Raw genomic sequence first — 11908 nt, 5'->3', positions numbered from 1 at the left:
AGGCGCTGGAGCTGGATTAGGCAAATCTGGCTTGAGTTATCCACACCCTAATAAAAAAACCTCTTCGAAAAGAAGAGGTTAGATGAATAAACTAACATCTCCTTATCTATCAGCTTCCGCTGCAAGAATTAGCACCGTGCCCAGCAAAAATGCTGGGTCGGTTGCCGGGCTTCATCGGGCTCGTCCCTCCGCCTGCTCTTGATAAGAAAATAATTTAATTAAGTTATTTAATTGGTTTAATTGGATAAAGTAATTTTATTAATTAGGATTATGTCAGGTTACTAAATTATTGTCAATATGTTTTTTGAAAATTCCTAAGCTTTCAATTCTGCTAACAGCTTCCCGAAGGCGATCTTCCGAAGTAAGCAAGCCTACCCTGACATAACCTTCTCCATATTCTCCAAATCCCACTCCTGGCGCAACGGCAATATGTGCTTTGTCCAATAAGAAATCGGCGAATTCGATAGAGGTGAATGGCTCAGGAACTTTTAACCATGCAAAAAAAGAACCTTTAGGAGCAGTAATATTCCATCCGATTTTTTTTAAGCCTTCAATCAGTACATTCCTTCTTGATTCGTACAATTCATTCAACTCGGAAACACATTGCTGTGAGCTCAGCAAGGCCTCTGCAGCCGCTTCCTGAACAGCGCCAAACAAGCTGACGTACATATGGTCCTGAAGCAAATTAATTGCCGCAATCACACTCTTGTTCCCGGCAGCAAAGCCAACACGCCAGCCTGCCATATTATATGTTTTAGAAAGGGTATAAATTTCGATTCCAACATCCTTAGCTCCTTCCGCCTGTAAAAAACTATACGGATGTTTTCCATCAAACCCAATCGCGCCATAGGCAAAATCGTGAACGACACAAATTTCATTTTCTTTCGCAAACTTGATTGTGTCGTCAAAAAAATTCTCGTCAGCGATGGCTCCTGTTGGATTATTCGGGTAGTTAAGAAACATCAACTTTGCTTCGGATAAAACTTCCTTTTTAATCTCCGAATAATCAGGTAAAAAGCCATTTTCTTCCCTAAGAGGCATTGTCACCATTTTCGCTTTCGCCAGTTCAACACCTGACCAGTAATCAGGATACCCAGGGTCAGGGACAAGAATCGTATCACCTGGATTAAGCAAGCATTGAGGAATTTCAACGAGGCCAGCCTTTCCGCCAAATAGAATCGCGATTTCTTCTTCAGGATCAAGATGGACCCCGTATTCTCTTTGATAAAATTCTGCCGCTGCTTCCTTGAAGGAGCGCATTCCCCTGAATGGAGAATACTTATGGTTAAGGGGATTCTCCGCCGCTTCTTTTAATTTTTCGACAATATGTCCAGGAGTCGGCTGATCCGGGTTCCCTTGACCAAGGTTAATTACATCTGCCCCCAGCTCGGTGTATCTCCCTACTTTTTGGACGAGAGATGCAAAGAATTGCTTGGGCAGGCTTTTCAATAAGTCTGATTGTTGAAACTCCATTTTTTCACCTGCTTAAAAAACTTATTATATTTTGAAAATTTTAATTTGAAATTCTAGTCACAAATGATATAACGTAAATAGTAACTTGTAAAGAAATAATTTTCAGAAATTATGGCGGTGAATGATGATGAAATTTAAAATAGCCTGTCTGCAAATGGACATTGCTTTCGGAAATCCAGTAAAAAACTACGAAACAGCAATCAGCCTAATGAAAAAATCCAGCACTGAAAATCCAGATATCATCGTACTTCCAGAGCTTTGGACTACGGGATATGATTTAGTAAATCTTGAAGGTCAAGCAGATGAAGAGGCGCGTGAAGCCGCAGCATTTTTAAAAGATAGTGCTGCCAAATATCAGGCACACATAGTCGGTGGCTCTGTAGCCAATAAAACAGAAAAAGGCATTGAAAATACAATGCTTGTGTTCAATAAGAGTGGAGAGCTGTCAGGGGAATATAGCAAATTGCATTTGTTTCAGCTGATGGATGAGCACTTATATCTTGCAGCAGGAAAGCAAAAAGGTCTTTTTTCTTTAGACAGCAGGAAATTTGCGGGGCTTATTTGTTATGATATCCGCTTTCCTGAATGGGTTCGCGCACACGCTCTTGAGGAGGTTGAAGCAATGTTCGTCGTTGCTGAATGGCCGATCCAGCGTCTTGAGCACTGGAGGGCATTGCTCATTGCCCGGGCAATTGAAAACCAGTGCTATATAATTGCCTGCAATCGTTCAGGATCTGACCCTAATAATAAATTCGCAGGCCATTCCATGGTAATAGGACCTTGGGGAGACATAATTGCTGAAGCAGGAGAAGAACAGGAGATTCTTACAGCTGAAATTGACCTCGACCAGGTAATAGATGCGAGAAGCAGAATACCTATTTTTGCAGATCGCAGACCTGAACTATATTAATTATTTTCTAACTCAGAAAAACCGCTCTCACCTTGACTGGAGCGGTTTTTCAGCTTATAAAAGTTATTCCGGCTTTGCCCACATTTCTTCTGGATTCAGTTCATAAATCCCAGTTTCTCTGTACATATAATGGTTGATGATGAATTCTCTCCTGATCGTTGCATAGTCATCATGAAACTTCTTGATGTATTCATTCAACTCCTTCTCAGGATACTTTTTCCCCGGCATTAAACCACGGACAATGTATTCGAACACCATCAATTTTTTCTTTCTCTGTGCAGGAATATTCTTCAGCTTTCCGTCTTTCGTAAGGAAATTATCAATTACTTTTTTGCTCTCCAAATTACGCTCAATCATTGCTTCCACCTCCCCTTCCTTTTTCTCAATCAGCTTGCTCAGAGTCTTTGCCTGCTGCATAATGACCGATCCGTTTAAATGAAAATAAATTGTGTTTTTGTCCCTGCGCTCATATATGACGTTGATATCACGAAGCTTCTTAATGTGATGAGTAATCGTGGGTGGTGTAAGGCCCAGTTTTCCGGCAATCGCCTGCCCATGTAATGGACCATTCCCCAGCAAAGCGACAATCCTTATCCTAGTCGGATCTCCCATCGCTTTATGGAAAGCGACAATTTTGTCAAGCTGCATAATTTCACTCCATTCAAATTAAATAAACATCTAATTAGGTATGTTTCTAATAATAATACAATTATTTAAAAATGGAAAGCCTAAAAAAAGAACCAGTCTGATTGAATGTTCAGTCACATCGGCTCTTTTTGGCAGGGAAGGTAAATATGAAAGGTTGTTCCATGTCCTACCTCACTTTCAACCTCAATTGATCCACCATGCTCCTCAATAATTTTAAAGCTTACCATCAATCCAAGGCCAGTGCCTCTTTCCTTTGTCGTGTAAAACGGCTCTCCAAGTTTTTTTACTTTTTCTGCTGGGATTCCTTCTCCTTCATCCCTGATGCTAATATGTATCCGTCCTCCAGGAGCCGGACTGATTGTGATAGTAACATAGCCGCCCTTTGGCATCACTTCAATTGCGTTTTTGATGATATTAATAAAGACCTTTTTTAATTGATTGGGTTCACAGAGCAGCTCTGGCAAATCGTGATCGTAGATGGTTTTAAATTGGACATCATGCAGAACAGCTTGGGCATTAAGAAGATCCACCGTTTCCCCCATGATTTTTTTAATATCTGTATGGATATATTTAATTGCCTGTGGCTTTGCTAGAATCAGGAATTCATTGATGATAGAATCAATCCGTTGAAGTTCAGTAGTGATAACCTGGAAATATAAAGAGTACGCATCGCCAGTACTGCTTTCAAGCAGCTGGATAAAGCCCTTCAGCGCAGTCATTGGGTTTCGGATTTCATGCGCAATGCCTGCCGCAAGCTCACCAAGGATGTTTAGAGTATCAGATTTGCGCAGCTGCGCCTCCATTTCTACTTTCTCAGTAATATTTCTAAAAATAATCAGGTTCAACTTGTCGACAAGATGGTGTTTTACTGTATATTCGAAATGCTTCATCCTGGCTTCTTCAAATTGGATGGACATTCTGCCATCCAATCTACCTTTACGAAGAAGCGACTCTTTTCTCTCTCCAATCTCTTCATCCGGGATCCCAAGTCTAGTAAATAACTTCCTGAAATTTCTTTCCCCAGGCTCTTCTGGCGCTAGTTCAAGATATTCCATACCAGATGGATTAATTTCATAGAAATTACAATTTTCATCCCAAAGAATCATTCCCTCAATGGACCCCTCAAATATCTTCCTGAACCTTTCTTCGCTTTTACGGAGCTCCTGTTCCATTCGATATCGATCACTAATATCACGGACAATTGTCATGTTGTATCCATCGCCAGCATTCAGCTTGACGGTGAATTCAAGCAGCTTTTTCTCCCCGCTCGGCAGTAAAAAGAATGCCTCTTCGCGCAGTGCACCTTTTTCATTCAAAATTTGTTTCATTTCGCTATATTTCTCATCTTTCTGGTAAATGAAATCAGAGATTTTGTACTTCAGCAGCTCTTCGTTTGTTAAGCCAAAAATTTTGCATGTAGCTTCATTTGCAGCAAATATTTTCCCGCACTTGCCCCAAAATACGATGCCATCCAGAGTTTCGAAAAATAGGTTTTTAAACAGCCCTTCATTTTCAGTAAACCTTTTTTCAAAAGGTTCTTTATGATCTATGGCGGATTCAGGAGCGAAAGAGCAGTCCGCTGTCACTTGCTGTTTATTAAAAGCGATCTCTCTTAACGAAGAATTTTCACGTTCTAATACGGCTATTTTCTCTTTCAGTGCCTTTATTTCATCAAGGCTGTTAGCACTACTCACCCGAAAGCCTCCTTGTCGAATTCCCATTTTTCTAGTAGTTTCTACATCAATGGTAAAAATCCCTTTAAAATCGGGGATTTTTTCGTTTTATTTTACTTACTGGTTTTACTTGATAACTATGTTTGGTTTTAAGGATAGAACCTCCATCTCCCTTTTCAGGTACCATGAACCTTGTATACTTAGAATCTAAACAAACGGAATATGAAAAATAGAAAAAGGCAAAAAAATAGAAGCAAGGAAATTATCCCTGCTTCTACAATTTTTATAAGTACTCGTTTTCGTGCTTTGCTTTCAGGCGCTGCCATCTTTTTTCGACTTCTTGCTCAAATTCAGCAAGCATTTCACTGTTTTCCTCTTTGAGTAGATGCTTTGTTTTCCCCATGTATTTCAACCACTCTGCTAAAGGCATCTTTTTATTCTTGGCTTCTGGATCATAGGTGATATTCGTGATTCCCTCTTCAACCTCATATAGCGGGAAGAAGTTGGAATTGACTGCAGCCTCTACGATTGTCTGTCCATAACGGTCTTCTGATTTCCAGTTTAACGGACAAGTGATCAGCAGCTTGCCATAGACCGTTCCAACATTTTGCGCATACCATTGTGCCTTGGCGGCCTTTTTGACAAGGTCCTGAGGAAATGCCTCTGTTCCTGTAAAGACATAAGGAATGTTCGTTGATGCCATGATCTGGGCTGTATCCTTATGATGGAACGCCTTTCCCTTTTGAGCTTTGCCGACATTCGATGTACTTGTCATATGGCCAAACGGCGTTGAGTAGCTCAGCTGTGAACCTGTATTCATATAGCCCTCGTTATCATATTCCAGCATGATCAGCTTGTGTCCGCGTAAAGCAGTACCGATTGCTGAACCCATGCCGATGTCCATGCCTCCGTCACCTGTAACCATGACAAAGGTGGCATCTGCAGAAATTTCAATATCCCCCCTGCGCTTTAATTCGAGGAATGCTTCAAGTGTTCCTGATAAGGTTGCAGCACCATTCTGAAAAAGGTTATGGATGGTCGTCTGCTTATGAGAAGTATGCGGATAAGCAGTTGTCACTACATAGGCACAGCCAGTCTGGAACAGGACTACTAGATCGCCTTCAATCCCTTTAAAGAACAGTTCAAGCCCGCCAAAAATACCGCATCCAGGACATGCACCATGGCCTGATGCAATCCGCTTCGGTTTGGAAGTAAGTGAGCGTAATGGCGGTATTTTCACATTGAGCTTATTTTTTTCATCATCCCTGGCTACCTCGATTAGACCTGATTTAAACACATCACCATGCTGTGGTTCAATGACTTGTTTCATCGTTTTTTCCTGATCTCCAGGAATATGACCATAGTAATCAAAAGGCTTCTGGGCATAACCCTTTTCCATTGCATAAATTGCCATTGCAAAGAAAGCTTCTGCATCATCTGCGTAAAAATCCTTGCCTCCAAGACCGAACACTCTGCTTTGTACAATCGTTGCATTACTTCTGTCTTCCTGGAGGGCAGATTTAATTTCATGTGTCAGGTTAGGGCCATGTCCGCCGTACGAATCCGCCCGCTCACCCACAAGCAATGACTTAACATTCTTAAGCGCTTCCCTGATTTCTTGTGCCGGGAATGGGCGGATGATGTTAGGACTTATCACACCGGCCTTGATTCCCTGCTCACGAAGCTTGTCGACTACATCCTTTGCAGATTCGGCTGCTGAATTTAACAGGAATAACGCAACTTCTGCATCCTCCATTTTGTATAGATCGAGGATTTCATAATTTCTTCCTGACAATTTTGCATAGTCGGCTGCAACCTCTTTATAAATATCTTTTGCTTTGTACATAGCTTCAGATTGCTGGAAATGGTTATTGATTAAATCATCGCCATTCATATGTGCACCGATTGTCACTGGTTTTTTCGGATCTCTTGCAAAATTGTATTCCGTAGGGCACTCCCCGACAAATTTTTGGACTACTGCCCGCTCTTTAAAATAATTTACTTTACGCTTTTGATGGGATGTAAAAAATCCATCATAAGCGACCATTACCGGAAGACGAACATCAGAATGCTCGGCGATTTTCAGCGCCATAATATTCATATCGTAAACGGCCTGTGGAGTCCTGGCCGTCAAAATAACCCAACCAGTATTCAATGCAAAATATAAGTCAGAGTGGTCCCCGCGAATATCAAGCGGCCCGCTGATTGATCTTGTTACCAGGTTCATCACCATCGGATACCGAGTACCAGATTGAACTGGCAGCTGTTCAAGCATATACATGAGGCCATTTGCACTTGTCGCATTAAACACACGGGCACCCGTAGCGGCAGCTCCGTAACAAATACCTGCAGAACCATGTTCACCGTCTGCAGGGATGAGTTTGATGTCATGCTCACCACGCGATTTCATCTGGTCCAGAAATTGAGCGATTTCTGTAGAAGGGGTAATTGGAAAATAGCCCATGATATGATAATTAATTTGTGCTGCAGCCATCGCAGCCATTTCATTCCCTGACTCAAACGTAGTAATCTGTTCAGCTGCAGCCATTGTTTTCAAGTTTTCTTCTAAAATGGACATTAATAAACCCCTCCAGTCGCATAAGGATGATTATGCTTTACTCTATTTTCATCCGCATATCCGATCATTTCTCTTAAATCAGATAAAGCCGTAGTTGGACATGCTTCAACACACTTCAGACAGCCCTTGCAATACTGATAATCGATGCCTTTAAGGAACATTTGCTTTCTTCCGCGTTTGTCCTCTCCTTCTTCCCATACAAAGCAGTAATCCGGACAGGCAGTATCACAGGCAGCACAGTTGATGCATTCCTCCTGAACGAATTTTGGCAGAAATCCTTGTCTTGAACCGCTTAAATCCTTAAGAATGCTGTTCGCCTGAGCAGTGAGTACTCCCCCGATTTCCTGTGTTTCATAACCAAGCAGTGGCAGAGGACGTTTAAACTCCTTACCCTGTGCTCTTTCATCCATTGCATACGTCTTGAATTGCACTTCATTGTAGCCTCTTTCAAATGTCCTGATATTTGGTTCGACGAAATGAGGATACTTCTTCTCAAACGTTTTGCGGATAACATCTTTCATTGCTTCCGGATCCAGGAAATCAACAATTCGATACAAAGCTCCGAGCATCGCAGTATTTACTTTCGTTTTTTCTTCCACTGCAATTGTAAGTGCATCTACAATTGCTAATGTTCCATATTCAAGGTGAAGATCTTTTTTTATGTCATCAAAATCCCTTGTAGAATTCACAAGCATGATGCCATCCGGGCGCAACCCGCTAACTACATCAACCATTTTATAAAGTGCTTCATGAAAGACACCTACAACATGTGGTTCCTCTATTGGACTATGAACCCTGATTTCTGTTTCAGGCTCACAAAAACGAACAAAACTTTTTACAGGCGATCCCTTTTTCTCTGATCCATACGAAGAAAAGTTGGAACCATTTAATCCAAGTCCAAGTACTCCGGCTTCTGCAAGCATCTTCCCGGCAAGGTTTGCGCCGAGACCTCCAATTGATTCAAGTCTTATCTCATAAAATCCTAATTCATTCTTCTTCGGTAAGATAGACATAATCTCCCTCCCCATTTTGGTTGTTCAAGGTAATTATCAACATTCCCCATCTATAATTTTAAAGACTAAATCAATTTAAAGCTGTGACATAAATCAAACATTTTGATTTTTTTATTAGAACACACCCAAAAACCACTTCTTTTTTCCGTATTTTATTACGGTTTCTTATATATAACAGAGATACTTATGTAGTAGTACAGATGTCTTAATTTCCGATTAAAGGAATAACCCCCTTAAATTTCAGCTATTTACATAGTTTTTATATGGGGTTAAAAGGGTAAAAGGGTTATAGTGAATTTTGGGGGTCTCTCAAATAAGGGAGGATTTATGAAGCAACGAGATTACTACTTTGACAATGCTAAATTCATCTTGATTTTTTTCGTGGTATTTGGCCATCTTCTGCGATCTTTTATTGAAGACAATGAAATGATTTACAATATATATAAAGTCATTTACACATTTCATATGCCTGCATTCATCCTGGTATCGGGATTTTTCGCAAGGGGCTTCAATAAAAAAGGGTATGTTTTAAAGATTGCCAGAAAATTGATACTTCCATATATCATTTTTCAATTAATTTACTCGGTTTTCTATTATTTTCTCTATAACAAGTCGACTTTTACAGTAGATCCATTGAATCCGCATTGGTCTCTATGGTTCCTGATTAGTTTATTCTGCTGGAACATTATGCTCATAGGCTTCTCTAGGCTAAGCCCGGCAAAGGGACTTTTGCTAGCGTTTGGATTGGGACTGGGGGTAGGATATTTCGATTGGGTTTCCAACTATTTAAGTCTTTCAAGGACATTTGTTTTCTTTCCATTGTTCCTTCTTGGATACCACCTGACGAAGGACCATATCCGCGTACTGACTACACCAGCTTTTAAAGTCGGCGCTTTGTTTGCTTTTGCAATTGTTTTTCTTGGATTCTACTTCAATCCGGAAATCGATTATAAATGGCTGCTCGGATCAAAACCTTATTCAGAAATGGAAGCTGCATCGATCTCAAGCATGTTCACACGATTAGCTTTTTATTTATTAAGTTTGATGATGGTGTTCAGCTTTTTGACAATCGTTCCAAAAAAGGAATATTTCTTTACGGATCTTGGAAAAAATACGCTGTACGTTTATCTTCTGCACGGGTTCTTTGTTCGCACATTCCGCGAGAGCCATGTACAGGACTTTTTCCAAAGCCCAGAACGTTTTTTGCTGCTGGCGATGATAGCATTGCTTCTCACGCTATTGTTATCCAGCAAGTACGCAGCTGCAATCGCACAGCCATTAATCGAATTTAAAACGTCTAGGATTAATCGCTTAAAAGCCAGATTTGCTGCGATGGTTAGATTTTACCGTAAAAAGATGTTAAGCAATTAGGATTATAGGTAATTTAATATAGGATTCATGAAAGAGCCATCAATTCCAGATGGCTCTTTTTCATACTGATGGAATGTTTAAGCTGATGATGATATTTAACCACTGTTGAAAGGAGGAAATGACAGCGACTTCTCCGAAAGTGCTAACGTATTTCCATCGGGCTTAAGAAAATTGGAGGAAGCTGTTCAGAATTCTCCGGGCGCACCAGTCGCCCCGAGGAAAGCGAGGGCTGGAGTGGAAATCAACCATCTATATTGAGATAAACAACTACTGGACAGGATTTCAACTGTCTTTTTTGTCTAAACTGAGATATAATTTAAAGTTGATTTGCTGCTGGATTTTTCTAAAGGAGATTTTATAAATGAATATCGTTTTAACAACGCTTAACGCGAAATATATACACACCAATCTTGCAATCAGGTACTTAAAAGCATACGCATCTCCTGATTACGATATTAAGCTGACCGAATATACAATTAAAGATCCTATCATTAATATTGTCACGGATTTAATCCAAAAGAAGCCTGATGTAATTGGCTTCAGTTGTTATATTTGGAATATCGAAGAAAGCATTAAAGTAATCAAAATGATAAAGAAAATTGATCCTTCAATTAAAATTGTCGTTGGCGGCCCTGAAGTTACCTATGATGTGATGGATTGGATGCAGGAAGTCGAGGAGTTTGATTTCATTGTCATCGGCGAAGGTGAACAAACATTCAAGCAGCTGCTGACTGAAATCGAGGGTGACCAGAACTTTACAAAAGTACCAGGGATTGCTTTCAGAACTAATGGCAGTATCCAGATAAATCCTCAGCAAAATAAGCTGGATTTAAAGGAACTCCCATCACCTTATCGCTTTGAAGAGGATGTCCCCCATCTTTCCAAGAGGGTCACATATATTGAAACAAGCCGCGGCTGCCCTTTCAGCTGCCAATTCTGCCTGTCATCGATTGAAGTGGGAGTCCGCTATTTTGACAGAGAGAAAATTAAGGATGATATTCGCTATTTAATGGCGAACGGAGCCAAAACGATTAAATTCGTCGACAGAACCTTTAATATCAGCAGAAGCTATGCGATGGAAATGTTCAGGTTCCTAATAGATGAGCATTTGCCAGGTACCGTATTCCAATTTGAAATCACAGCAGATATTATGAGACCTGAAGTCATCGAATTCTTGAATCAGGAAGCCCCTGCAGGCTTATTCCGTTTTGAAATTGGAGTACAGTCGACTAATGACTACACAAATGAACTAGTCATGCGTAAGCAGAATTTTGAAAAGCTGAAGCGAACAGTTACCATGGTCAAGGAAGGCGGCAAGATTGACCAGCATCTTGACTTGATTGCCGGATTGCCTGAAGAAGACTATAACTCCTTCAAGAAGACTTTTAATGATGTATTCGCTATGAGACCAGAGGAGCTTCAGCTTGGTTTCCTGAAAATGCTGCGCGGAACTGGACTGAGGCTACGGGCTGCTCAGCATGAATATATTTATATGGATCATTCTCCATATGAGATCTTAGGAAATAATATCCTTGATTTTAACGACATTATAAAAATAAAACAAGTTGAAGATGTACTGGAAAAATACTGGAATGATCATAGGATGGATATGACTGTTGAATATCTTGTCACAAACGTGTTCCCTACTCCGTTTGATTTCTTCCAGGAGTTTGGCTCTCACTGGGAACAAAATGGGTGGTCAAGGATTGGTCATCAGCTTGAAGACCTTTACAAGAGGCTATTTCATTTCCTCCAGGAAAAGGGCACTGATGATATTGAGACGATTCAAAGCTTAATGAAGTATGACTATCTTGCGAGCATGAAATACAAGCCTAGAAAACCATGGTGGGAATTGCAGTCGGATAAGAAGCAGAAATCTGAAATATACCGAGGAATCATCCAGCACCCTGAAGCACTTGGAATTCGTTATGCAGATCTTAATATTAATGAAAAAGACCTATATAAGCATACGTTGATTGAAGAAATTTCAATCGACCTCGAAAGCTATCTGAAAGCAGGAGAGATTGTAATGTCGCCTTCATATATGCTTGTTTATTTTGATCCTAAAACAGAGAAACCGGATTTCTTCCCATTCTCTGAAGAAAATGTAAAGCCGGCTTAATCGCCGGCTTCAGATTGTAGACAAACTCGATGAAAATCGTGGTTGTCTACAGTCTTATTTTATTTGGATAGTTAAATGGGGCTGTTGATTTCCATTCCAGACGCTTCGCTTTCCGCGGGG

General features: G+C 40.5%; 8 protein-coding genes and 1 riboswitch. Of the genes, 3 read left to right on the top strand and 5 right to left on the bottom strand.

Annotated elements, in window-relative coordinates; translation table 11 throughout:
- Positions 1-99: 99 nt before the first annotated feature.
- Positions 100-208: riboswitch (SAM riboswitch) on the bottom strand.
- A gap of 65 nt (positions 209-273) precedes the next feature.
- A complete protein-coding gene (locus V7201_RS22205) occupies positions 274-1473 on the bottom strand; it encodes a pyridoxal phosphate-dependent aminotransferase (protein ID WP_335378934.1) in 1200 nt (399 codons plus the stop codon).
- Positions 1474-1600: 127 nt separating this feature from the next.
- Between V7201_RS22205 and V7201_RS22200 the strand changes: the two genes are divergently transcribed.
- Positions 1601-2383, top strand: coding sequence for a carbon-nitrogen family hydrolase (locus V7201_RS22200; RefSeq protein ID WP_335378950.1), 783 nt, complete (start codon positions 1601-1603; stop codon positions 2381-2383).
- A 63-nt stretch (positions 2384-2446) separates the two neighbouring features.
- On the opposite strand, the gene V7201_RS22195 is transcribed toward V7201_RS22200, so the two are convergent.
- The 4 genes from V7201_RS22195 to V7201_RS22180 all read right to left on the bottom strand — a co-directional run bounded on the left by V7201_RS22195 (position 2447) and on the right by V7201_RS22180 (position 8295).
- Positions 2447-3031, bottom strand: coding sequence for a metalloregulator ArsR/SmtB family transcription factor (locus tag V7201_RS22195; protein ID WP_335378933.1), 585 nt, complete (start codon positions 3029-3031; stop codon positions 2447-2449).
- Between the two features lie 113 nt (positions 3032-3144).
- Entirely contained in the window at positions 3145-4725 is a 1581-nt protein-coding gene (locus V7201_RS22190; RefSeq protein ID WP_335378932.1) for a PAS domain-containing sensor histidine kinase, read from the bottom strand.
- A 262-nt stretch (positions 4726-4987) separates the two neighbouring features.
- Positions 4988-7282, bottom strand: a complete 2295-nt coding sequence (locus V7201_RS22185; protein ID WP_335378931.1) for a thiamine pyrophosphate-dependent enzyme — start codon at positions 7280-7282, stop codon at positions 4988-4990.
- Positions 7282-8295 (bottom strand): 2-oxoacid:acceptor oxidoreductase family protein, encoded by a 1014-nt coding sequence (locus tag V7201_RS22180; RefSeq protein ID WP_335378930.1) that lies wholly within the window; start codon positions 8293-8295, stop codon positions 7282-7284. Before V7201_RS22180 ends, V7201_RS22185 begins: the two co-directional genes overlap by 1 nt.
- 327 nt (positions 8296-8622) lie before the next feature.
- On the opposite strand from V7201_RS22180, the gene V7201_RS22175 reads away from it, so the two are divergent.
- Both V7201_RS22175 and V7201_RS22170 read left to right on the top strand, forming a co-directional pair.
- Complete coding sequence (locus tag V7201_RS22175; protein WP_335378929.1) at positions 8623-9666, top strand: acyltransferase family protein; 1044 nt, start codon at positions 8623-8625, stop codon at positions 9664-9666.
- Positions 9667-10027: 361 nt separating this feature from the next.
- Complete coding sequence (locus V7201_RS22170) at positions 10028-11788, top strand: B12-binding domain-containing radical SAM protein (protein WP_335378928.1); 1761 nt, start codon at positions 10028-10030, stop codon at positions 11786-11788.
- The last annotated feature ends 120 nt before the right edge of the window (positions 11789-11908 follow it).

It is taken from the genome of Bacillus sp. JJ1122 (assembly GCF_036964885.1).
Classification (GTDB): Bacteria; Bacillota; Bacilli; order Bacillales; family Cytobacillaceae; genus Mesobacillus.
Note: the sequence above shows the minus strand (reverse complement) of the source record. Positions and strands in the feature narration are given on the sequence as shown.

Excerpts from the sequence above, each read along its gene's own strand:
- V7201_RS22195 (WP_335378933.1), bottom strand. The coding sequence starts at position 3,031 with ATGCAGCTTGACAAAATTGTCGCTTTCCATAAAGCGATGGGAGATCCG.
- V7201_RS22185 (WP_335378931.1), bottom strand. The coding sequence starts at position 7,282 with ATGTCCATTTTAGAAGAAAACTTGAAAACAATGGCTGCAGCTGAACAG.
- V7201_RS22175 (WP_335378929.1), top strand. The coding sequence starts at position 8,623 with ATGAAGCAACGAGATTACTACTTTGACAATGCTAAATTCATCTTGATT.
- V7201_RS22205 (WP_335378934.1), bottom strand. The coding sequence starts at position 1,473 with ATGGAGTTTCAACAATCAGACTTATTGAAAAGCCTGCCCAAGCAATTC.
- V7201_RS22200 (WP_335378950.1), top strand. The coding sequence starts at position 1,601 with ATGAAATTTAAAATAGCCTGTCTGCAAATGGACATTGCTTTCGGAAAT.
- V7201_RS22180 (WP_335378930.1), bottom strand. The coding sequence starts at position 8,295 with ATGTCTATCTTACCGAAGAAGAATGAATTAGGATTTTATGAGATAAGA.
- V7201_RS22170 (WP_335378928.1), top strand. The coding sequence starts at position 10,028 with ATGAATATCGTTTTAACAACGCTTAACGCGAAATATATACACACCAAT.